Source organism: Alcaligenes sp. DN25 (assembly GCF_023674485.1).
Classification (GTDB): domain Bacteria; phylum Pseudomonadota; class Gammaproteobacteria; order Burkholderiales; family Burkholderiaceae_B; genus Alcaligenes; species Alcaligenes phenolicus.
Window position 1 is genome coordinate 793,936 of sequence record NZ_CP098408.1, and the last position, 20,521, is coordinate 814,456.

Here is a 20,521-nt window from a genome sequence, read left to right on the forward strand (position 1 = left end):
TACATGAAGCCAGCGCCAAGCAGCCAGATGCGTTTCCGGGACGAGCTTAAAGATTTCTTTTATTTTCTGCGTCACCCTCGTAGCGCCCGGCGTTTGCCTGGCAGAGTCCAGGGTGACGGCTGGTATCTGGACTGGTTTGCTCCCTTGCCCTGGAAGCGTCTGCTGCAATGGGCGGGCATGCTTTGGCTGATCAATGCGCTGGTGCTGGGGCCGATCGCAGTATCGGTAGCAGGTGTGGGCGGTGCGCAGCATCGCCTGGACCCGACGCGTATTCCTTGGGTGCAAGCCATTATCTGGGCACCTATTGTGGAAGAGCTGGTCTTTCGTTTCGTGCTGAGACGGCCGTCACAATGGCTGACGGTTGTTCCGCTGGCGGTGTTCCTGATGTTTCAGGGACCAGGCTGGTGGTTGATACAAGGCTTGCTGGTCTTGTGCCTGGCAATCTGGATCAGCCGTTATACCGGCATGCCACGCCAAGCCTTGCCCGCAGGCAGTAGCTGGTGGCGCAAGCTGGTGGGTGCCTTGCAGGGAAGGGCATGGCGCTTTTCATCCATGCGACGCTATTGGCGTTTCTTTCCCTGGGTGTTTTATGGTGCAACGCTGGCTTTTGGAGCGCTGCATTTGTATAACTTCCAGCTCAACAGTATGAGCTGGTATTTGCTGCCCATGCTGGTGCTGCCCCAATGTTTGACAGGGTTGGTACTGGCCTGGCTGCGAGTGCGCCGAGGCATTGGTGCATCGATCGTGCTGCATGCCATCTTCAATGGTGGCCCGGTCTTGCTGATTATTGGCTTGCTCAAGCTGTTTGACGGCATTCCAGTCTAGACAAGCCCGCGTCTCAAGGCGCTATCCTGTGTCCCCGGCACGACTGTTCTGATCTGTCTGCAGGCTCTGTAGCGTCCAAGGGCGCTACAATAGCGCATCGTTTATATAACTCTTTGATTTTCAGGATACTCATGGCACTGCAATGCGGCATCGTTGGCTTGCCCAACGTTGGTAAATCCACTCTGTTCAACGCTCTGACCAAAGCCGGCATTGCGGCTGAAAACTACCCCTTCTGCACCATCGAACCGAACGTCGGTGTGGTCGAAGTTCCTGACCAGCGTTTGCAAGATCTGGCCAAGATCGTGAACCCCGAGCGCATTTTGCCTGCCGTGGTGGAATTTGTAGACATCGCTGGTCTGGTCGCCGGTGCTTCCAAGGGCGAAGGCCTGGGTAACCAGTTCCTGGCCAACATCCGCGAAACCGACGCCACCGTGCACGTGGTGCGCTGCTTTGCCGATGACAACGTCATTCACGTTGCCGGTAAGGTTGACCCCTTGGCTGACATCGAAATCATCAACACCGAGCTGGCGCTGGCCGACTTGGGCGTGGTTGAGAAAGCCGTGCACCGTAACCAGAAACTGGCTCGCTCGGGTGATAAAGACGCTGCCAAGCTGGTAGCCCTGCTGGAGCGTATCGAGAAAGCACTGGGAGAAGGCAAGTCCGTGCGTTCGCTGAAGCTGGACGAAGACGAACTGCACCAGATCAAATCCTACGGCTTCATCACCGCCAAGCCCACCATGTACGTGGCCAACGTGAAAGAAGACGGTTTCACCAACAACCCACACCTGGAAGCCGTGCAGAACTATGCTGCCGCTGATGGCGCTCCTGTTGTGGCTGTATGTGCTGCCGTAGAAGCTGAAATCGCTGAACTGGACGACGCTGACAAGATTGAGTTCTTGTCCGATCTGGGCATGGAAGAGCCAGGCCTGAACCGCGTTATCCGCGCCGCCTACAGCCTGCTGGGCCTGCAAACTTACTTCACTGCAGGTGTTAAAGAAGTCCGCGCCTGGACCATCCGCGTGGGCGATACCGCCCCCCAAGCTGCAGGCGTGATCCACACCGACTTTGAGCGCGGCTTCATCCGTGCACAGACCATCGCTTTTGACGACTTCGTAGCCTGCAAGGGCGAACAAGGTGCCAAGGAAGCCGGCAAGATGCGCGCTGAAGGCAAGGAATACGTTGTGAAAGATGGTGACGTGCTGAACTTCTTGTTTAACGTCTAAGCTTCTTGCAAGTGTTGTAGATGTGGCAGGTGCCTGGGATCAGGTACCTGCTTTTTTTTGCTAATATCTATAACACTTAGTGTTATTAATCACGCTTGAGGCCGCGGTGAGAGTTTTCAAAAATGCATGGTTCGAGCGGTTCGCCGGCAAACAGGGCATTGCGGATCTGGCGCTTTTGGATGCAATAACACGAGCAGAGCGTGGACTTGTCGATGCAGATCTAGGCGGGGCCTGGTCAAGCAGCGTGTGACCCGTAGTGGTCAAGGCAAGGCGGGCGGATTTCGGACTTTCTACCGTACAAACGAGCTGGCTTTCTTTGTATATGGCTTTGCTAAAAGTGATCGCGCCAATATTGATGCGGATGAAGAAGCGGCGTTCAAGAAGGCTGCCGCTTATGTATTGGGTTTGTCAGAAGCCTATTTGGCCCAGTTGATCAGCAAGGGGCAATTTACGGAGGTACATGATAATGACAAAAAAATATCGAAGTGAAGCTTACGCAGCAATCCATGAAACGATGCAGGCCTTGCAGGAAGTTGGCGCTATTGACAAACAAACCATGCGTGAGTTTGATGAGTCTTGTTTAACACCAGTCTTGCCTATGACACCTGAGCGCATTCGTGCTTTGCGTGAACGTGAGCATCTTTCGCAGCCTGTGTTTGCACTCTATTTGAATGTCAGTAAAAACCTGGTTTCCGACTGGGAGCGTGGTGTAAAAAAACCGGGCGGCCCAGCATTGCGTTTGTTGACGGTGGTTGAGAAGAAGGGCATTCAAGCAATTGCTTGATTCTCTCTCCGTTGTTTGACCAATCGGTATTCGATCTTCTGTCCAGCGACGCGTTAAGCGTTTGGGTCCTCGGAGCTGGCAGGGCTGCATTGGGGGAGCAGCCTGCTAGTCCCAATGCTTGTTCTATGTCGCTAATACTGCTTATGAAGAGATCTTGTCGAATGTTGGCCTCAGAAAATCCAAACAACCAGTTGCAATCTGCCTTGGCGCTTGTGCAACAAATCCTGAGCCTTGATCTGCAAGCTTTGTATTTGCACGGTTCCGCTGTGGCCGGAGGGCTCCGGCCACAAAGCGATCTGGATATATTGGCGGTCGTTGATGCTCCCCTGTCAGATGAACAGCGTCAGGATCTGATTGCGGCTTTATTGTCTGTTTCAGCCCCTCATCCGGCCACGCCTGGTGGTCCGCGTTGTATCGAGCTGGTGGTGTGTCGTCTGGCAGATCTTCAACGCAATGTTCATCCGGCCAAGGTGGAGTTCATTTACGGTGAATGGCTGCGGGAGGCCTTCAAGGAGGGCTACTTGTCCGAAGCCGCCGCTGATCCTGAATACACCTTGCTTCTGGCCCAGGCCCGCCAGCAGGCGCAGTTGCTATGGGGGAGCGATGTGCTGGCAGATGTTCCGGCTACACCGATCGAGCATATACGCCAGGCAATGCGGGATGGTGTAGATCCCTTGTATGAAGGGCTGCGTGGAGACGAGCGCAATGTTCTGCTGACTTTGGCGCGCATGTGGCGAACAGGTGTTCATGGGGATTTTGTGACTAAAGAGCAGGCAGCAGAGTGGGCTATTCCCAGGCTGTCCGAGGAGCTGGCCAAGACCTTGGAATATGCGCGTCTGGCGTATGTCGGTGAGGTGCTTGATCGCTGGGACACAAGGAGCAAGGAAGCAGAGCGTTTGGCGCAGGCACTACTTGGGAACATTAAGCAGGTTTTGTAAGAGTGCGCCCTGAATTTGGCCCTCGGTCCCACCGCTATAAGTGGTTGTCGTTCAGATAGCGGGGGAGCGCCACTTATGTTTTGCGCCGCTACCAAGGTAGCAATCTCCAGCGTTCTTCACTGAATTCCAGCCGTTCCGTCAGCCCAAGATTGTTCATGAAGGCATCGTCGTGCGAGACCACCATCAGCGTGCCCTGGTAGCTGCTCAACATGGTTTCCAGGGCCAAGGTTGAAGGCAGATCCAAATGGTTGCTGGGTTCATCCAGAAGCAGCAGTTGTGGCGGAGGATCCGCGTACAGCACGCAGGCCAGGGCGGCTTTCAGGCGTTCGCCACCGCTCAGGGCAGCGCTGGGGCCGGTGACTTTTTGGGCGTCCAGTCCCAGCTGTGCGAGACGCATGCGTAAATCGCCCTCGCTGCTTTTGCGGTTGACTGCCTGTATTTGTTCCAGCACGGTTTGCTGCGGGTCCAGATCAGCCAAGCCCTGATCCAGGTAAACATGTTGTGGCACTACTTTGCAGTGGCCAGCAAGGGGCTCCAATTGGCCTGCAATGACCTTGAGCAGCGTGGATTTGCCGCAGCCGTTCGGACCTATGACTCCTACTCGTTGCTGGCCGCTTAACAGCAGTGTGACCAGGGCTTGGTTGGCCGGGACATAGGGGAGCTTCACCTCATCCAGTTCCACAACGCGCTGGCGGGTCAGCGGCATCAAGGGCAGGGCGTGCAGATTGATAGCGGTGTCCTGCTCGATCAACTCGGCAGCCTCCTGTACGCGTTGTGCCAACTGCTTTTGAGCCGTCACGTGTTGTTGACGCAGTTTGCCGGTGGTGGCTTCACTGCGGCCCTTTTGCCTGTCCAGCAGGATTTTGGCCTGATTGGCCTGCTTGCCCTGTTGATTGCCGCGTGCCTGTCTACGCTCCTGACGTTGACGCTGCTCTTGCATGGTGCTTTCTGCGCGCTGACGCTCCAGCTTGCGGTGCTCCAGCTGGTCCATGGCGCTTTGCTGCTCCAAGGCTTTCTGCTCGGCGTAGTGGCTGTAATTGCCGCCATAGCTACGCAGCCCCAGGGAAGACAGCTCCACAGTGCGCTCCATCGTGTCCAGTAGTTGGCGATCATGGCTGATGACCAGCAGGCCGTGGGGCCAGTGTCGTAGCTGCTCAATCAGCGCAAGCCGGTTGTCGCGATCCAGGTGGTTGCTGGGTTCATCCAGAATCAGGAAATCGGCCTGAGACAGCAAGGCATTGATCAGCGACACCCGCATGGCCTGGCCGCCGCTTAATGTTTCGGCAGGCGTCTTGGCAGTCAGATGACCCAGGCCATTGCGCTCCAGCGCTTCCTGCAATTGCTGTCGAATATCCCAACGGTCTTCGATCAGATTGAAGTCTTCTACGGCGCTACTGCCGGATTCAATCCGGGCAAGGGCGTCCAGTGCCGGTCCTACGCCCGCCAGATCGGCGACGCGCAAGCCGCTGACAGAAGCCACTTGCTGCGCCAGATAATGCACTTTTCCCGAGCGTAGGCAACGGCCGCTGCTAGGCTGAATTTCTCCGGCCAGGATTCGAGCCAGAATGGTTTTGCCTGCACCGTTGCGTCCGACAAGGCCAGTGCGCCGCGAGTCGAAGGTTTCGTTCAGTTGGGAAAACAGGGTCTTGCCTTGCGGCAAGGTATAGGACACGCCTTCCAGCGTCAGATAAGGATTCGTCACGCGTCATGCTTCCATTAATGCCAGGAACTCCCCCTGAGTCGTAGTGGGGGCGGGTGGAGACTGGCCGTCTAGGGGACGGCGGCATTAGTGGCGCATTGGACGAATACCTCACGGGAAATGAATCGAAGCCACACTATAAAAGCATTTTGCCGGGAAGGTAAAGCCGGTCGGGCTTTCAAGGGAGCCATGAAGGTCGTGTGATTCCAACACAGGAGCGGGTTTGGGCTCAGAAGCCTGGGCTTGTCTCACAGTTTTGGGATCTTGTTTTACAAGCTTCAGCGCGGTGAGGCCTGTGCTGCTGCAGGCCGCTTGAAATATCGAGCCGCGAGAGGCTGCCACCCGTCAGGAAATGAAGTTTATTGCCTGACGTTTATTCAATAAAGTGGAGTCCTCGTCTTTTTATCCTCTGCGTCATTTCATGTCTGGGGGCTAGGATCAGGAGTGCCGTTTCTCTCCCATTCCGGGAAGCTACACCATTTTTAGGGAATGTCATGAACACATTCAATTTACCCGCTCGTTCGATTGTGTATGTGCAGGATGTGTATTGCGGTTGGTGCTGGGGTTTTGCCGAACGCATGGTCGAGTTCGAGGCGGCCAACAAGCATCGCATTCCTTTTACCGCTGTCTCGGGTGGCTTGTTCGTGGGTGACCGGGCTGCTCCCATGTCCCGCTACCCTTATATTTCCGAATCCAACGAGCGCATCGCGCAAATGACGGGGGCGACGTTTGGGGCTGCTTATAAGGCCTTGGCAGAGGAGGGCTCGACTGTCATGGATTCACTGGAAGCGGCCACGGCCTTGGCGGTGCTGCGAGCGCAAGATCCGGAGCAGGCCATTCATTGGGTGCACGAGTTGCAGCAGGCTTTCTACTTGAACGGACGCAGCTTGTCTGATCCGGAGGTCTGCCAGGGGATTGCTGCTGCCAATGGCCTGGACGTAGATGCTGTGCGACGCCATTTGACTGACGGTTCAGGCCGGGAACAAGCCTTGGCTGATTTTGCCCTGGCTCGGGCTTTAGGCGCGCAATCCTATCCGACCTTGCTGTTTGTGGATGGTCGAAAAGTGACAAAGCTACCGGCGGTTGGTACCACTTTGGAAACGCTGAATCAGACCCTGGATTCCTTATTGGGCTGACTAGCAGTTCGGTACATAAAGCAGATTGAAATTGCGGCATCCGGGCCAAGCCAGGATACCGCAATAGTTGTGAAGACTTGCCAACTTAGAAGCGGTAAGCCGTATTCAGGTACAAGGCTGTTTGAGCGCTGGTGCCTTTACCCACTTGGGTGCTGACACCGGCTCCCAGCGTCCAGTTATTGCTGAGCTGACCCGTCGCACCCAATTCCAACAGGCCTGTGTCACGCACGCGCTCCTGATCCGTAGGCAGATAAAAGTGGCGGTGGTTGTAGACGCCGTCCTGCAAGCGTGCGCCCAGCAGCTCTGCCGGTTTCTTGAATTCATGCAGCCACTGTGCGGAGGCATGAACGGACCACTGATGGCTGACAGCAACATTGATCTGGTAACCGAGGCTGCTTTGTACCGAGGTCTGGTCCTGAGCATCAAAACCCATGGAGGTAGACAAACCTCGGCCATCTTCCGACAGAGCCTTGATCTTGGATTTCTGCATGCTCAGGCTTAACAGCGGGCCATGGGTGACGGCACCGGCCTGCCAGTCGTAACCCGTGCTGATCTTGCCGCCGTATTGGCTGCCGCCTGCTTTGGCCTGGTGTTCGCGCGTAGCGGCACCCAGACGGATATGACGGCGGGTTTTATTGTCCAGATCGCTGTAGAAAAGCTGGGCGTTCACCCATAGATTCTCGGTCTGCCAGCGGCCGTACAGACCAGCGGACTGACGCTTCTGGCTATAAGTGCCTTTTTCGTCCGTATCGCCATCCAGATTGTCGTAAGACAGGTAGGCACCTATCGTCCAATCAGCCAGACGCTTATCCAAACCCAGCTTCCAGGCTGCCTGCGTGCCATCCAGACGTGAGTTCGCACTGCTGCCATTACGCGTGATGGCCTCGCCCTGGAACCAGACTGCCAGATCCCTGTCTTGTGACGAACTGACGGTTTGAAGACGACGGTCAATGTGCTGCATTTGCATCTGCCCGGCGGTATTGGCTGCGGAGGCCAGCATGGCGACCTGACTGGGGGCGCTGACGACAGCGTGGGCATAGTCGGCAATAACAGCATGGCCGCCTGACGTGGGGTGGACACCATCAGCAAATAGATAGTTCTGGTCTGCACCAGGAGCCACCAGATCGGCAGGCGTACACAGGCGAGAGGACACACTGCCGCAAGCTGCTGTATTGACGTTGCTGAAGCCGTAGGCCTGCGGGTCGGCAGCCACTTCATGCAAGAGTGCCGAGACGTTCAAGGGAATGATATTGGCAGAGCTGGAACTGAGCTGCTGGGTAAACGCCTGGTTGTAGCTGTCACTGAGCAAGGTGGCGATACCCGCGCTGATAGGGGAGCCGGCGAACTCTGGAGTCATGCCCAGATCAGGAATGTTGGGGACCAGAATGTAGCGAGCGCCCGCTTGCGATAGCGTGTTGATCAAGGCGGTTTGACTGCCGACGGAATCAGCCACGATTTGGGACATATTGAACGGATCTTTTACGGCGGCAAACAAGTCATTTGCGCCACCCCAGACGGCGTAAAGAGCCTGTCCGTCCAGGCGTCCATTGTGCATGGCCAGCAGTTGAGCGGTCTGCGTGGTCATGGCGGGCAAAGGGGGATTAGTGGGGCTGGGAGGCTTGCTGGGATCCAGCAGCTCATCGATAGCCACGCGGGCTCCGCCGACGGCATAGTTGTTACCACCTTGGCTGCTAGGGGCCGCGTCGGTTCCCAGTTTCTGAGCCAGTACCTGGGACCAGACCTGGCCTGGATTGGTGGTAAAGCGCGAACCGAACTGCCCACTGTCAGTCAGGCTGTCGCCGATAAAGTAGGTGTTGGAGAAGCCTTGTGCCTGTGTCCCGGCATGCAAGGCCATCAAGGCCAGGGCAAGACATGTTTTTTTCATTGTTCAGCCATTAAAAAAGAGTCTCCGAGCGGCATGTTCTGAACAGCGCTTTGCTTGTTATATCGTGATGTTCAAGATGAACGCGCGACCCGGATGGAACAGAGGGATGAAAAGATCATCGGATCAGGACCATCATAGTGGTGAGGCGTTTATTCCTGACACAGACAGGCACAGGTTTTTGAGGGGGGGATAAACGTAGGCAGGTAGCAAAAAAAACGCCATGCATTTGCATGGCGTTTTTTATTTTGTCCGCTAGGAACTTATCGGCGTACCAAGGGAGCAGCACATACATCCGGGTTGTCAGCCAGGGACACAAATTTCATGCTGCCACCGTCATAGGCGTCGATCGTGCCCGATTCAATGTCGTAGACCCAGCCGTGCAGGGTCAAACGGCCTTCGGACATGGCCAGCCGCACGGAAGGGTGAGTCTGAATATTGGCCAGTTGGGCTACCACGTTTTCACGCACCATGGAGGAAATTCGTTCTTGCTCGTTGGCGTGGGTGCGGGCTTCATTCACCAGACGGGCCGAGTCGGCGTAGCGTAGCCAGTGTTCTACAGCGGGCATATGGTCCAGGCACTGACAGGAGGCAATGGCGGTCATGGCACCACAATCCGAGTGTCCACAAATCACGACGTCGGATACACGCAGGGCGGACACGGCGTATTCCACGGAGGCGGTCACACCACCGGGTTCCGGACCATAGGAGGGAACGATGTTGCCAGCGTTACGAATCACGAACAGATCGCCGGGTTCACGTTGTGTTACCAGCTCGGGGACCAGACGGCTATCGGAGCAAGAGATAAACAAAGCGCGGGGGTTTTGTTGTGTGGCCAGATTTTTGAAGAGCTTGGCGCGCTTGGGATAGGCTTCCCGTTGGAATTTCAGGAAACCGTCGATAATGTCTTTCATCCTTGTCCTTGTAGTTCGGCTTGGATAGAAGATTAACCCTTCAGGGTCATAAGGTAAAATACCGATTTCTGATGCTTTGCATTGGGTTTGCTTATAGAAAGGTCCCTTATGCTTTTGCGCCATCTTAATTATTTTCTGGCGGTTGCCCAGTATCAAAGCTTTACCCGCGCCGCACGCGCCTTGCACGTGTCTCAACCGGCCTTGTCTCAGCAGGTACGCCAGCTGGAAGAACATCTGGGCGCACAACTGTTTGATCGCACCGGACGTCTTGTGCGTTTGACGGATGCGGGCGAGGTCTACTTGCGCTATGCCCGGCAAGCCTTGCAGGATCTGGAAGAAGGGCGGCGGGCCTTGCATGACGTCAGCGATTTGAGTCGAGGCTCCTTGCGAGTGGCGGTGGCGCCTACCTTTACGTCTTACTTGATTGGCCCTCTGGTAGAGGCCTTTTACCGCCGTTATCCCAATGTGCGCCTGGTGGTGCAGGAAATGCTGCAGGAGCGTGTGGAAACGCAATTGGTCGAAGACGAGCTGGATATTGGTATCGCTTTTGAAAAGCCGACTTCGGCTGCCGTGGAGTTTCAGCCTTTACTGGTGGAGACGCTGGCGTTGGTGATGAGCCGCACGCACCCCTTGGCCGAGCGCCGCAGCATCTATAGGGACACGCTGATGCGTGAGTCTTTGGTTTTGTTGACGCCCGAGTTCGCCACGCGTGGGCAGATCGAACGCCATTGCCGTCAGCATGATCTGGATTTGAAGGTTTCGATGGAGTCGAACTCGCTCAATGCCGTGATCGAGGTGGTTCGGCGCACGGGTCTGGCGACCTTGTTGCCTGCCGCGATTGCCGGCAATAGCGAGTATTTGGTGGCTGTGAGTCTGGACCCGGCCCCGCCGCAACGGCGGGCCATTTTGATGCAGCGCAAGGGTGCCTATCAATCTGCTGCAATGCGCGCCTTTATTGAGCTGGCGCTGAAATACGGCGCGGCATCGACGTTTTGATGCGGGTGTCGGGCAGAGCGATGGTCGCGCTCTGCTGCGGGCACCTTATAGCGCCACCACCACGCTTTGTTCCAGAGGGCGCAACTCGCTTTCCGTGGCGGGTTCGCCCTCGTTCAAATGGGCGACCAGATCTACCGTGGTAGAGATACGCGTCAGCATCAGACAGGCGACTTCACCTCCGGCTACACGGCTGCTGTGCCAGCAACCGGGGCGCATGCAGACGCCTTGCCCTTGAGGAATGCGAAAGGCTTTCAGGGTCGACAAATCCGGACCCCCTTCGGGCTTGCTGTCAGCCACGATATGGATCACTTCGCCAGTCAGCGGGATCAGTGCCTGTTGCGTCAGCAGGTGGTTTTCCAGGGTCGTGATGTTGGGGTCTTGAATGCGGTAATTCACCCATAGCACTTCGGTCTGACCGCTTGGACCTGTGTCAAACGCATGTTCGTGCCAGAAGTCAGTGGCGGCATTGCTGAAGGCGGCCGTCGCTGGCGCCGTGGCCAGACCTTTACCCAACATCCAGCCATAAGGAGCAAAAGCCTCGGGGCTGAGGGGCTGGGGAGTCAGGGTGATTGGGGTGCTCATGGTTTATTGCTCAAAGAAAGTACTAAGGCAGCATCTTATCAAGAATGCAGCCTTGAACCCGGATTGGCCTAGATCAATAAGCTTGAGTTTCTCGTGGGTATTGTGGAACTAAGTAAAACATCCCCTGTCTTGAAGAGGGCTCGTCTTTACTTAGCGAGCTAAGCAAGCCGCCTTTTTTCAGGGGCGGCTTCGCTCTGTTTGCTTTCTTGACAAGGGGTTGCTGTGCTTCAAGCTGTTTCGCTGACCTGTAGACGGGGCCAGCGTCGTGTGTTCTCCGAGCTGAGCCTAAGGCTTGAAGCTGGCCAATGTTGTTTGGTCAGTGGGCCCAATGGCAGCGGCAAAACCAGCTTGTTGCGTATCCTGGCCAATATCGCCCAGGCCGACGAAGGCCAACTGATCTGGCACGACCGTCCCGTGCAAAGCAACGATAGCGATTACCGACGGCAGCTGGTGTATGGCGGGCATGCGCCGGGGCTGAATGGCAGCTTGTCGGTGCAAGAAAATCTGGACAGCCTGCTTATGCAGGATCGCGTTCCCCTAGAGCGGGACGCTTGCGACCAAGCGTTGTTGGCTGGCGGTTTGCTGGCTTACCGTCGTGTGCCTGTACGGCAACTGTCAGCCGGACAACGTCGCCGCGTGTTTCTGGTGCGCCTGTCTCTGAGCAATCGCCCCTTGTGGATTCTGGACGAGCAGCTGACTGCGCTGGACAGCGCCGGTCAGAAGTTTCTGGGCGAGTTGATTGCGCAGCATCTGCATAAGCAGGGCGCTGTCATTCTAACTAGCCACCAGACCTTGCCCTGGGATTTGAAGGTGCAGCATCTGGATCTGGGGCAGGCATGTTGAGTCTCTTTTTAGCCTTGATGAAGCGCGAGTGGCGCCTGGCGATGCGTCGCCCCGGCGATGTCCTGATTCCACTGGTTTTCTTTTTGGTGGTGTGCAGCCTGTTTCCCTTGGGTGTGGGGGCGGATGCGGCCTTGCTGTCCAAGATGGCGCCTGGCGTGCTGTGGGTGTCGGCCTTGCTGGCGACCATGCTGTCGCTAAGCCGCCTGTTTGAACAGGACGAGCAGGATGGTGCACTGGAGCAGGTTCTGTTTTCTCACCTGCCGCTTAGCCTTTGGGTTTTGGGCAAGGTGCTGGCGCATACCTTTTTGACAGGCCTGCCCTTGCTTTTGCTGGCTCCGATTCTGGGGCTGCAATTCAGCCTGCCTACGTCCAGCCTGGGCGTGCTGATGCTGTCCCTGGCGCTGGGCCTGCCCGTTCTGACCTTGTTGGGGGCGATTGGCGCGGCTCTGGTGTTGGGCCTGCGCTCGGCAGGGGTTTTGCTGGCTTTATTGATTTTGCCCTTTTACGTGCCCGTGCTGGTTTTCGGGGCGGGGGCGGTGCAAGCGGTTCAGGCAGGATTGGGTGCGCAAGCGCATCTGTCCGTTCTGGCCGCTTTTTTACTGTTGGCTTTGTTCTTTGCGCCACCTGCCACGGCAGCGGCGTTGCGCCTTGCTCTTGAGTAAATTCCATGAACTTTCTGTATCGCTACGCCGCTCCTCAAAACTTCTATGTTCTGGCCGGACGCATTATCCCTTGGGCTGCCATCCTGGCCTTTCTGCTGTTTCTGGTCGGCGCTTATGTAGGCTTCTTTTTGGCCCCTACCGACTTCCAGCAAGGCGAAGGCTATCGCATCATTTTTCTGCATGTGCCCGTGTCCTGGATGTCCATGCTGATCTATCTGGCCATGGGCTTCTGGTCCTTGATCTGCCTGGTTTTCAACAGTCGCACCGCCGCCATGATGGCAGCCGCGCTGGCCCCGACCGGGGCGATCTGTACGGTCTTGTCCCTGGTAACCGGAGCCCTGTGGGGCAAGCCTATGTGGGGCGCCTGGTGGGTCTGGGATGCCCGTCTGACTTCCGAATTGCTGCTGCTGTTTTTGTACATGGGTTTCATGGGCTTGCGTGGTGCCATTGACGACCCACGTCGCGCTGACAAAGCCGCTTCCATCCTGGCCCTGGTCGGGGTGGTGAATGTGCCCGTTATCTATTTCTCGGTGCAGTGGTGGAACACCTTGCATCAGGGGGCTTCGGTATCGCTGACCAGCTCGCCATCCATGGCCACCGTCATGCTGACGGGCATGTTGCTGATGAGTCTGGCCATGTGGTGCTACAGCATTGCCATCGCACTGTACCGGGTGCGCAATTTGATTCTTGAACGTGAGGCGCATACCGCCTGGGTTCGCAACTTGACGGAGGGCTGATGATGCATTGGTCGAGTGTGGGCGATTTTTTCGCTATGGGCGGCTATGCCGTGTATGTGTGGGGCTCGGTGCTGGCCTGTACCGTGTTGATGCTGGGTGAAGTGCTCAGCGTCCGGGCAGGGCGGGCACGGGCCTGGCAGCGGGTACGTGACGAGCGCGCCCTGGGGGGCCAGCGCCATGACTAAGCGACAAAATCGTCTGGTCCTGATTCTGGGCGCATTGATCGTGCTGGGGGCGGCAACCGCCCTGATCCTCAATGCCTTCCAAAGCAGCCTGGTGTTCTTTTTTACCCCTACTGAAGTCAGCCAGGGGCAAAGCCCTGAAAACCGGACCTTCCGGGTGGGTGGCATTGTGCAGATGGACAGCATCCGCCGTGGTGGCGCCCAAGGCATGGCCGTGAACTTTGTGGTGACAGACGGCGCGGCCCAGGTGCCTGTCAGCTATACGGGAATTTTGCCGGACCTGTTTCAAGAGGGGAAAGGCGTGGTGGCCCAAGGTCGCTTGAACGAGCAGGGCCATTTTGTGGCGGAAGAAGTGCTGGCCAAGCACGATGAAAACTACATGCCGCCCGAGGCCATGCATGCCATGGAGCAGGCCGAGCGCGCGAAACAAGGAGCCCAGCCATGATCCCGGAGCTTGGACACTTTGCCCTGATTCTGACTTTTGTACTGGCGCTGGCCCAAGGCATTGTGTCCTTGTATGGTGCCTGGCGTGGCAATTTGGCCTGGATGGCTTTTGCACGTCCCGCAGCCCGCTGGCAATTCGGTTTGGTGGCCTTCAGTTTGCTGTGTCTGGCCTGGTCCTTTGTGAGCTTTGATTTCTCTGTCGCCTATGTGGCGCAGAACTCCAGCACCAAACTGCCTTTGTTCTACCGCATTGCTGCTGTGTGGGGCGGGCATGAGGGCTCGCTGCTGCTGTGGATGTTCATGCAAACGGGTTGGGCCTTTGCTGTCAGCATTTATTCGCGTTCCTTGCCGGAAGCCATGCTGGCCCGTGTGCTGGGCGTCTTGGGTCTGATTACCGCCGGTTTTCTGCTGTTTGTGTTGATTAGCTCCAACCCCTTTGAGCGCATGTTCCCGGTTCCGGCTGAAGGTCTGGATCTGAATACGCTCTTGCAGGATATTGGCCTGATTGTTCACCCTCCCTTGCTGTATATGGGCTATGTGGGCTTTTCGGTGGCCTTTGCTTTTGCGATTGCCGCTTTGCTGGCAGGCCGTCTGGACGCCAGTTGGGCGCGTTGGTCGCGTCCCTGGACAACCTCGGCCTGGCTGTTTCTGACCTTGGGTATTGCCGTAGGTAGCTGGTGGGCCTACTACGAGCTGGGTTGGGGCGGCTGGTGGTTCTGGGACCCGGTAGAGAACTCCTCCTTTGTGCCGTGGTTGGCGGGGACCGCCCTGATTCACTCGCTGGCGGTCACGGAGAAACGTGGCAGCTTCAAGAACTGGACCGTGTTGCTGGCAATCAGCACCTTCTCGCTGTCCATTTTGGGCGCTTTCCTGGTGCGCTCCGGCGTGCTGACCTCAGTACACGCGTTTGCTACAGATCCGGCCCGAGGTGTGTTCATTCTGAGTCTGTTCGCCGTCATTGTGGGCAGCTCCCTGATCCTGTTTGCCTGGCGCGCACCGCGTGTCGGAGCAGGTGGGCAGTTTGCCGTGGTGTCGCGTGAGTCCTTGCTGCTGGTCAACAACGTTTTGCTGGTAGTGGTGACGGGCACGGTGCTGTTGGGCACCTTGTATCCCCTGATTATGGATACGCTGGGCCTGGGCAAAATCTCCGTGGGGCCACCTTATTTCAACAAGGTGTTTGTGCCTTTGATGATCCCGGCTCTGGTTCTGATCGTGTTTGGCGTCATGGCGAATTGGAAGCGTGCCAGCATGATGGATATGGTGCGCCAACTGGCCCTGGTGATCGTGTTCAGTATCGTGCTGGGTGCAGCCATTCCTTTGTTGTACGGCCAGTGGCAGGGCACCGCCGCCTTGGGCGCGGGTCTGGCCATGTGGATTGTTTTGGGCAGCTTGTTTGATGTGGTCAAGCGTGTGCGCGCCACGCGTTCCGGCGTGTTCTCGCAACCACGCAGTTGGCTGGGTCAGCACCTGGCCCACATCGGGGTCGCTGTCTTTGTCCTGGGGGTGACCATGGTCAGCCACTACGAGACAGAAACCGATGTCTTGTTGCAACCCGGTCAGACGGCGCAGGTGGGCGCGTATGACGCGCGCTTCCAGGGCGTGCGTATTGTGCCGGGCCCGAACTATTCGGCCGAACGCGGCACGGTAGAACTGCTGCAGGATGGCAAGGTGGTGTCCACCTTGTATCCGGAAAAGCGCACCTATCTGTCCTCGGCCTTGCCCATGACGGAATCGGCCATTAACGCCAATGGTTTGCGTCATATTTACGTGGCGCTGGGCGACAACTTTGATCAGGGCGGTTGGAGTGTTCGTCTGTACTACAAGCCTCTGGTGGACTTTATCTGGCTGGGTTGTTTGCTGATGGCCTTGGGCGGTGCGCTGGCAATCAGTGATCGACGTTATCGCGCCAAGCAAACCCGTGCCGCTGTGCAAAACAAAGCCATGAATACGCAGGTGCAGGCATGAACCGTTTTACTGTTCCCTTGATCGGTTTTGTACTGTTGCTGGTATTTCTGGGCATTGGTTTGACCTTGAAGCCCAGCGAAGTGCCTTCGCCCTTGGTCGATAAACCGGCTCCGGCGTTCAGCCTGCCTCAATTGCACAATCCCGAAGCCAGTTTTTCGGGTGAGCAAATGAAGGGACGCGTCTGGTTGCTGAACGTGTGGGCCTCGTGGTGCTACCCGTGCCTGACCGAACATGCTTTCATCAAAGAGCTGTCCACCAAGCACAAGGTGCCGATTGTGGGCTTGAACTACAAGGACGTACCTGAAGAAAGCCGCGAGTGGCTGCTACGCAATGGCAATTCTTATGAAGTCTCTGTCATGGACAGGGACGGTCGTGTGGGCATTGATTTCGGTGTGTACGGTGTGCCGGAAACCTTTGTGATCGACAAGCAGGGCATTGTGCGCTTCAAGCACATAGGCCCCGTGTCGCGTGAATCCATGGAGGAAACCTTGTTGCCTTTGATCCGTCGTTTGGAGCAGCAGCCATGATGATGCGTCAATGGATGGTGGCCTTGATGGCCAGTGTGTGGTTTCTGGTGCCGGCGGCGCAGGCCCAGTCGGGGGAACAGGGCGTCCAGGAATCGGTGATGCTGGAAATTGCGGCCGAGCTGCGTTGTCTGGTGTGCCAGAACGAATCCATTGCGGCATCGCGTGCCGAGCTGGCGGTGGACTTGCGTCAGCAGATCATGGAGCAGTTGGGGCAGGGGCGCAGCCCCGATCAGATTCGCACGTATATGGTGGATCGCTATGGCGACTTCATTTTGTATCGCCCGCCCTTTAAATCCACCACCTTGCTGCTCTGGTTCGGGCCAGCTCTGTTATTGCTGACTGGCTTTCTGGTCTATGCCTTTACGCTGCGCCGTCGACGCCGCGCGGGTGATGACACGGCCTTGACCGAGGAACAACGTCGTCAAGCCGATGCTCTCTTGCAGGGCTCTTCTCGGGATGAACAATCGTGACTATTGTTTTTTATATTGTGGCCGCGCTACTGGTGCTGCTGTGCGCGGTGTATTTGATGTTGAGCGTCAAGCGCAAGCCCGCCGTGCAGCGTGTGGTTGAACACAAGCAGGCCAATCTGGCGATTTTGCGTGAGCAGCTCAAGGAAATCGAACGGGACAAGCAGGCCGGTGTCTTGTCTGCCCAGGACTTTGAACAGGCGCAGATGGATTTGCGCCAGCGTGTGCTGGAAGAAAACGAAGGGCTGAAAACGGAATCTGTGCAGCAAGCAGGCGCACCGAAGCTGGCCTGGACCTTGATGGTCAGCATTCCGGTCGCGGCTATCGCCTTGTACTTTTATCTGGGCAATCCGGCCATGCTCGATCCTGCCGCCGTGCAGCAGCAAGCCAACGCACAGCCCGTGGATATTGAGGCCATGGTGGCCCGTCTGGAGCAGCGTCTGAAAGAAAACCCGGACGATCCGGGCGCCTGGTTGATGATGGCCCGTTCGCATCGCTATTACGGCCGCCATCAGGAAGCGACACAGGCGTATGCCAAGGCCATGGCCGTGGTGGATGGAGACCCGACGGCATTGGCTGAATATGCTGAATCCATGCTGCTGGCCGGTGTCGATACCTTGGACGGTTTGCCGGGTCGTTTGGTCAAGCGATCGCTGGAGCTGTATCCCGAAGAGCCATTGGGCTTGATGCTGGCCGGCGCTGCCGCTTTGCATAAAGAGGAGTATCCGGCTGCGATCGACTACTGGCAGCGTTTGCTGGCGCAGTTTCCACCCGATTCGGAAACCGCCAAGGTCGTGAACCAGGGCTTGCAACTGGCGCGCGAACGTATGCGTATGCCGGCCGCCCCTGCAGCGGAACCTGCCACGGCCCCTTGATATGGAAATAGTGTCTTTGGATTTGGGCCTGATCGCCCTGATAACGGCGTTTCTGGCGGGGATGGCTTCGTTTCTCTCCCCCTGCGTCTTGCCCTTGGTTCCCGGCTATCTGTCTTATCTGGCCGGGGACGGGCAGGTGTATACGCAGGTCAAGCGCAGCCAGCTACTGGGCCGCAGCGTTTGTTTTGTGGCTGGCTTTTCGCTGGTTTTTATCGCCTTGGGAGCCAGCCTCTCTTACCTTGGTCAGCTGTTGATGGCCTATCGCTATGAGTTGAATGTGGCGGCAGGTGTCATGGTGGCTTTGGCGGGCTTGAGTGTGATGGGGGTGCTGCGCATGCCCATGAGCCTGCAACGCTACTATCGCTTTGAATCCGGCAAAGCGGCAGGCCCTGGCGGGGCAACGGTAATGGGGCTGGCGTTCGGCTTTGGCTGGACTCCCTGCATCGGCCCGATTCTGGCGGGCATTTTGATGATGGGAGCCAGCACGGCCAGTGCGGGCAAGGCCAGTATCCTGTTGTCCGTCTACGCTTTGGGTCTGGGTGTACCTTTCATCCTGGCCGCCTGCTTCCTGACCCCCTTCTTGCAGCGCATGACCCAGATCAGGAAGATCGGGCGCTATGTGCGTTGGGGGGCGGGTCTGGTGCTGATTGTGATGGGTTGGGCCATGGCAACCGGCGAGCTGGCGCGGTTTGCTATCTGGGTGCTCAAGACCTTCCCGGTGTTAGGGCAACTGGGCTAACAAGCCTCAGTATTTGCCTGTTATCAGTGTGGTGCTTCATCAGCTATCAGGAAGCACCGCATTGTCACTTCACGGCCGCATTGCCTCCATCCGCGAACAAGGCGGAGCCGGTCACAAAACTGGACATGGGGCTGGCCAGAAAGAGTGCTGCGGACGCAATTTCTTCAGGTTGGGCGATTCGCTTCATGGCGTGCAGCCCCGCCGCCCAATCCTTGGTGCTCTGATCCCCGGCAATGTCTGTGTCAGTTCCGCCAGGCAATAGAGCGTTAGCTCGTATTCCTTGCGCCGCATAGTCTGCAGTGATGCCTTTGACCAGTCCCATGAGTGCCGCTTTGGCGGCACCATAAGCGCTCATCCCGGGTAGGCCGACACTGGTGCCCACAAAGCTCGAGGTGAAAACAATCGAACCGCCACCGCGATGGAGCATGGCTGGAATCTGGCTACGGGCACCCAGAAAGGCTGCCTCAAGATTGGTATCCAGTGTTGTTTGCCATTCTTCCAGTGACATCTCGGCCAGCGGCTTGAGGGCACCGACAATACCGGCGTTATTGATCGCAATATCCAGCCCACCGAATCTGCTGTTCGCGGCTTCGATCAGTTGCTCATGGGTTTCAGCCTGCGTAATGTCCCCCGTCACAAACTCGGCACGGCCGCCAGACTGCCGGATCTCCTTGGCGACGGCATCAAGCAATGCGCTACGCCTTGCCGTAAGAACAAGTGCCGCTCCCTGCTCAGCAAACATCAATGCGATGGCGCGTCCAATACCAGAGGATGCGCCGGTAACAAGGGCAACCTTTCCATCAAGCAAAGCCATGAGTGAAATCTCCTGTATTTCTATTGGGAGCTCACATCGTATGTGTCCTGGCCTGACGGGGAACTCCGTTTCTTGCCTTCAAAACCGGTTCTTGATGATGGGGCAGGTAGCCGACTATCAGTCTTGTACTTCGCGGCGTAGCAGTTCACGTTTTCGGTCTACCCCCCAGCGGTAACCGGCCAGATCGCCATCCCGGCGTACGACGCGGTGGCATGGGATGGCTACGGCGATGTGGTTGTTGGCGCAAGCCTGGGCCACGGCACGCACAGCTTTGGGCGAGCCTATGCGTTCGGCGATGTCGGTGTAGCTGACGGTGACGCCTGGCGGGAGCTCACAGAGCGCGCGCCAGACTCGTTCCTGGAAGGCCGTTCCTTGTACATCCAGTGGCAGGTGCAAGCCAATAGAGGGCGTTTCGATGAAGCCCACGACTTGAGCGATCAATTGCTCGAACTCGCCGTCGCAGCCGATGATTTCGGCTTTGGGAAACTGATCTTGCAGGTCACGAACCAGTTGATCGGGATCGTCGCCCAGCAAGATGGCGCAGATGCCGCGTTGGCTTTGGGCTACCAGAATCGCTCCTAGAGAGCACTGACCTACAGCGAAACGGATGACAGCACCGGCCCCTCCAGCCCGGTAGTCCCGTGCACGCATGCCTAACAGCTGTTCAGAGGCTTCGTAGAATCGGCTGTTGGAGTTGAATCCGCTGTCGTAGATCGCATTGGTGATGGTCGTATCCGGACTGCTCAGTTCCTCGCGCAGTCTGCGAGCACGATAGGCCGAGCTGTATGCCTTGGGCGTCAGACCTGTTTCGGCTTTGAACAGCCGATGAAAATGGAAGGGGCTTTTGCCCACCGCGGCTGCCAGCGTGTCCAGCGATGGCGGCGTCTCCGAGGTTTCGATCAGGCGGCAGGCACGAGCCACGATGGCGGCCCGTTCGGCTGCGGCGCTGGTTTGAGAGCCATGGGCCCTACGGCTATAACGATAGCCTGCTGCTTCAGCGTTCTGGGGCGAATCGAAAAATTCGACATTCTCGCGCTTGGGCAAGCGTGTTGTTGAGCTGGGTTGGCAGTACACGCCTGTGGTACGCACCGCATAGACGAACTGGCCATCGGCAGCGGGGTCTCGTGCCTGCACAGCCGCCCAGCGCTGATCGTCGGTTTTGTAAGCAGGGTTCGTAGTCATAGGGCAGGGATCCTGACATCATCAATTACGAAGCCAGAATACGCGGGTCTTTCATCGCAAGCACTCCGATTCTTGCGGTCAATATTGACAGACCCGGCTGACACC

General features: G+C 57.2%; 22 protein-coding genes and 1 pseudogene. 17 read left to right on the plus strand and 6 right to left on the minus strand.

Translation table 11 applies throughout. The features are described 5' to 3' along the window. Positions 1-3: 3 nt before the first annotated feature. From NBV64_RS03640 to NBV64_RS03660, 5 genes and pseudogenes are all read left to right on the plus strand, one after another. Positions 4-825 (plus strand): CPBP family glutamic-type intramembrane protease, encoded by an 822-nt coding sequence (locus NBV64_RS03640; RefSeq protein WP_203145105.1) that lies wholly within the window; start codon positions 4-6, stop codon positions 823-825. Positions 826-956: 131 nt separating this feature from the next. Continuing rightward, positions 957-2,048 carry a redox-regulated ATPase YchF gene (gene ychF / locus NBV64_RS03645; RefSeq protein WP_009461081.1) on the plus strand — a complete coding sequence of 364 codons (1,092 nt, stop codon included), beginning with the start codon at positions 957-959 and terminating at the stop codon, positions 2,046-2,048. A 106-nt stretch (positions 2,049-2,154) separates the two neighbouring features. Then, positions 2,155-2,537: pseudogene (locus tag NBV64_RS03650) on the plus strand (type II toxin-antitoxin system RelE/ParE family toxin). Continuing rightward, complete coding sequence (locus NBV64_RS03655) at positions 2,515-2,832, plus strand: helix-turn-helix domain-containing protein (RefSeq protein ID WP_009462341.1); 318 nt, start codon at positions 2,515-2,517, stop codon at positions 2,830-2,832. Before NBV64_RS03650 ends, NBV64_RS03655 begins: the two are co-directional and overlap by 23 nt. A gap of 161 nt (positions 2,833-2,993) precedes the next feature. After that, complete coding sequence (locus tag NBV64_RS03660; RefSeq protein ID WP_250756708.1) at positions 2,994-3,770, plus strand: aminoglycoside adenylyltransferase domain-containing protein; 777 nt, start codon at positions 2,994-2,996, stop codon at positions 3,768-3,770. 88 nt (positions 3,771-3,858) lie between these two features. Here NBV64_RS03660 and NBV64_RS03665 read toward each other — a convergent pair whose 3' ends face one another. Continuing rightward, positions 3,859-5,472, minus strand: coding sequence for an ABC-F family ATP-binding cassette domain-containing protein (locus NBV64_RS03665; protein ID WP_250756709.1), 1,614 nt, complete (start codon positions 5,470-5,472; stop codon positions 3,859-3,861). Between the two features lie 491 nt (positions 5,473-5,963). Here NBV64_RS03665 and NBV64_RS03670 point away from each other — a divergent pair, with 491 nt between their 5' ends. After that, positions 5,964-6,605 carry a DsbA family protein gene (locus NBV64_RS03670; RefSeq protein WP_250756710.1) on the plus strand — a complete coding sequence of 214 codons (642 nt, stop codon included), beginning with the start codon at positions 5,964-5,966 and terminating at the stop codon, positions 6,603-6,605. An 85-nt stretch (positions 6,606-6,690) separates the two neighbouring features. Here the strand turns inward: NBV64_RS03670 and NBV64_RS03675 are convergent, their stop codons facing one another. Beyond that, positions 6,691-8,490: an autotransporter outer membrane beta-barrel domain-containing protein gene (locus NBV64_RS03675; protein ID WP_250756711.1), complete on the minus strand. Its 1,800-nt coding sequence runs from the start codon at positions 8,488-8,490 to the stop codon at positions 6,691-6,693. A 260-nt stretch (positions 8,491-8,750) separates the two neighbouring features. Then, positions 8,751-9,401, minus strand: coding sequence for a carbonic anhydrase (locus NBV64_RS03680; RefSeq protein ID WP_022983244.1), 651 nt, complete (start codon positions 9,399-9,401; stop codon positions 8,751-8,753). 108 nt (positions 9,402-9,509) lie between these two features. Here NBV64_RS03680 and cynR point away from each other — a divergent pair, with 108 nt between their 5' ends. Next, positions 9,510-10,397, plus strand: a complete 888-nt coding sequence (cynR, locus tag NBV64_RS03685) for a transcriptional regulator CynR (RefSeq protein ID WP_250756712.1) — start codon at positions 9,510-9,512, stop codon at positions 10,395-10,397. 45 nt (positions 10,398-10,442) lie between these two features. On the opposite strand, the gene NBV64_RS03690 is transcribed toward cynR, so the two are convergent. After that, a complete protein-coding gene (locus NBV64_RS03690; RefSeq protein ID WP_250756713.1) occupies positions 10,443-10,979 on the minus strand; it encodes an ureidoglycolate lyase in 537 nt (178 codons plus the stop codon). A gap of 222 nt (positions 10,980-11,201) precedes the next feature. Here NBV64_RS03690 and ccmA point away from each other — a divergent pair, with 222 nt between their 5' ends. The 10 genes from ccmA to NBV64_RS03740 are packed head-to-tail and all read left to right on the plus strand — an operon-like array spanning position 11,202 to position 18,420. Further along, positions 11,202-11,822 (plus strand): cytochrome c biogenesis heme-transporting ATPase CcmA, encoded by a 621-nt coding sequence (gene ccmA, locus NBV64_RS03695; protein ID WP_088451148.1) that lies wholly within the window; start codon positions 11,202-11,204, stop codon positions 11,820-11,822. Continuing rightward, the gene (gene ccmB / locus NBV64_RS03700; RefSeq protein ID WP_022983243.1) at positions 11,816-12,484 is read left to right on the plus strand and encodes a heme exporter protein CcmB; all 669 of its coding nucleotides are present in this window, start codon (positions 11,816-11,818) and stop codon (positions 12,482-12,484) included. Before ccmA ends, ccmB begins: the two co-directional genes overlap by 7 nt. 5 nt (positions 12,485-12,489) lie before the next feature. Continuing rightward, on the plus strand, positions 12,490-13,221 hold the full coding sequence (gene ccmC, locus NBV64_RS03705; RefSeq protein ID WP_009462363.1) for a heme ABC transporter permease CcmC: 732 nt from the start codon (positions 12,490-12,492) through the stop codon (positions 13,219-13,221). Beyond that, complete coding sequence (ccmD, locus tag NBV64_RS03710) at positions 13,221-13,406, plus strand: heme exporter protein CcmD (protein ID WP_009462365.1); 186 nt, start codon at positions 13,221-13,223, stop codon at positions 13,404-13,406. The genes ccmC and ccmD overlap by 1 nt, the downstream gene beginning before the upstream one ends. Further along, positions 13,399-13,848 (plus strand): cytochrome c maturation protein CcmE, encoded by a 450-nt coding sequence (gene ccmE, locus NBV64_RS03715; RefSeq protein ID WP_022983242.1) that lies wholly within the window; start codon positions 13,399-13,401, stop codon positions 13,846-13,848. Before ccmD ends, ccmE begins: the two co-directional genes overlap by 8 nt. Beyond that, complete coding sequence (locus NBV64_RS03720; RefSeq protein ID WP_088451144.1) at positions 13,845-15,812, plus strand: heme lyase CcmF/NrfE family subunit; 1,968 nt, start codon at positions 13,845-13,847, stop codon at positions 15,810-15,812. The genes ccmE and NBV64_RS03720 overlap by 4 nt, the downstream gene beginning before the upstream one ends. Continuing rightward, positions 15,809-16,339: a DsbE family thiol:disulfide interchange protein gene (locus NBV64_RS03725; protein WP_009462261.1), complete on the plus strand. Its 531-nt coding sequence runs from the start codon at positions 15,809-15,811 to the stop codon at positions 16,337-16,339. Before NBV64_RS03720 ends, NBV64_RS03725 begins: the two co-directional genes overlap by 4 nt. Continuing rightward, positions 16,336-16,809, plus strand: coding sequence for a cytochrome c-type biogenesis protein (locus NBV64_RS03730; RefSeq protein WP_239055126.1), 474 nt, complete (start codon positions 16,336-16,338; stop codon positions 16,807-16,809). The genes NBV64_RS03725 and NBV64_RS03730 overlap by 4 nt, the downstream gene beginning before the upstream one ends. Further along, the gene (gene ccmI, locus NBV64_RS03735; RefSeq protein ID WP_022983240.1) at positions 16,806-17,681 is read left to right on the plus strand and encodes a c-type cytochrome biogenesis protein CcmI; all 876 of its coding nucleotides are present in this window, start codon (positions 16,806-16,808) and stop codon (positions 17,679-17,681) included. Before NBV64_RS03730 ends, ccmI begins: the two co-directional genes overlap by 4 nt. 1 nt (position 17,682) lies before the next feature. Next, complete coding sequence (locus tag NBV64_RS03740; RefSeq protein WP_022983239.1) at positions 17,683-18,420, plus strand: cytochrome c biogenesis CcdA family protein; 738 nt, start codon at positions 17,683-17,685, stop codon at positions 18,418-18,420. Positions 18,421-18,484: 64 nt separating this feature from the next. Here the strand turns inward: NBV64_RS03740 and NBV64_RS03745 are convergent, their stop codons facing one another. Together NBV64_RS03745 and ada are read right to left on the minus strand one after the other, a co-directional pair. Beyond that, a complete protein-coding gene (locus NBV64_RS03745; protein WP_250756714.1) occupies positions 18,485-19,234 on the minus strand; it encodes an SDR family oxidoreductase in 750 nt (249 codons plus the stop codon). 117 nt (positions 19,235-19,351) lie between these two features. After that, a complete protein-coding gene (gene ada, locus NBV64_RS03750) occupies positions 19,352-20,416 on the minus strand; it encodes a bifunctional DNA-binding transcriptional regulator/O6-methylguanine-DNA methyltransferase Ada (protein ID WP_250756715.1) in 1,065 nt (354 codons plus the stop codon). Positions 20,417-20,521: the final 105 nt, after the last annotated feature.

Coding starts and splice junctions, on each gene's coding strand:
- NBV64_RS03640 (WP_203145105.1), top strand. CDS start 4: ATGAAGCCAGCGCCAAGCAGCCAGATGCGTTTCCGGGACGAGCTTAAA.
- ychF (WP_009461081.1), top strand. CDS start 957: ATGGCACTGCAATGCGGCATCGTTGGCTTGCCCAACGTTGGTAAATCC.
- NBV64_RS03655 (WP_009462341.1), top strand. CDS start 2,515: ATGACAAAAAAATATCGAAGTGAAGCTTACGCAGCAATCCATGAAACG.
- NBV64_RS03660 (WP_250756708.1), top strand. CDS start 2,994: ATGTTGGCCTCAGAAAATCCAAACAACCAGTTGCAATCTGCCTTGGCG.
- NBV64_RS03670 (WP_250756710.1), top strand. CDS start 5,964: ATGAACACATTCAATTTACCCGCTCGTTCGATTGTGTATGTGCAGGAT.
- NBV64_RS03675 (WP_250756711.1), bottom strand. CDS start 8,490: ATGAAAAAAACATGTCTTGCCCTGGCCTTGATGGCCTTGCATGCCGGG.
- NBV64_RS03680 (WP_022983244.1), bottom strand. CDS start 9,401: ATGAAAGACATTATCGACGGTTTCCTGAAATTCCAACGGGAAGCCTAT.
- cynR (WP_250756712.1), top strand. CDS start 9,510: ATGCTTTTGCGCCATCTTAATTATTTTCTGGCGGTTGCCCAGTATCAA.
- NBV64_RS03690 (WP_250756713.1), bottom strand. CDS start 10,979: ATGAGCACCCCAATCACCCTGACTCCCCAGCCCCTCAGCCCCGAGGCT.
- ccmB (WP_022983243.1), top strand. CDS start 11,816: ATGTTGAGTCTCTTTTTAGCCTTGATGAAGCGCGAGTGGCGCCTGGCG.
- ccmC (WP_009462363.1), top strand. CDS start 12,490: ATGAACTTTCTGTATCGCTACGCCGCTCCTCAAAACTTCTATGTTCTG.
- ccmD (WP_009462365.1), top strand. CDS start 13,221: ATGATGCATTGGTCGAGTGTGGGCGATTTTTTCGCTATGGGCGGCTAT.
- ccmE (WP_022983242.1), top strand. CDS start 13,399: ATGACTAAGCGACAAAATCGTCTGGTCCTGATTCTGGGCGCATTGATC.
- NBV64_RS03720 (WP_088451144.1), top strand. CDS start 13,845: ATGATCCCGGAGCTTGGACACTTTGCCCTGATTCTGACTTTTGTACTG.
- NBV64_RS03725 (WP_009462261.1), top strand. CDS start 15,809: ATGAACCGTTTTACTGTTCCCTTGATCGGTTTTGTACTGTTGCTGGTA.
- NBV64_RS03730 (WP_239055126.1), top strand. CDS start 16,336: ATGATGATGCGTCAATGGATGGTGGCCTTGATGGCCAGTGTGTGGTTT.
- NBV64_RS03740 (WP_022983239.1), top strand. CDS start 17,683: ATGGAAATAGTGTCTTTGGATTTGGGCCTGATCGCCCTGATAACGGCG.
- NBV64_RS03745 (WP_250756714.1), bottom strand. CDS start 19,234: ATGGCTTTGCTTGATGGAAAGGTTGCCCTTGTTACCGGCGCATCCTCT.
- ada (WP_250756715.1), bottom strand. CDS start 20,416: ATGACTACGAACCCTGCTTACAAAACCGACGATCAGCGCTGGGCGGCT.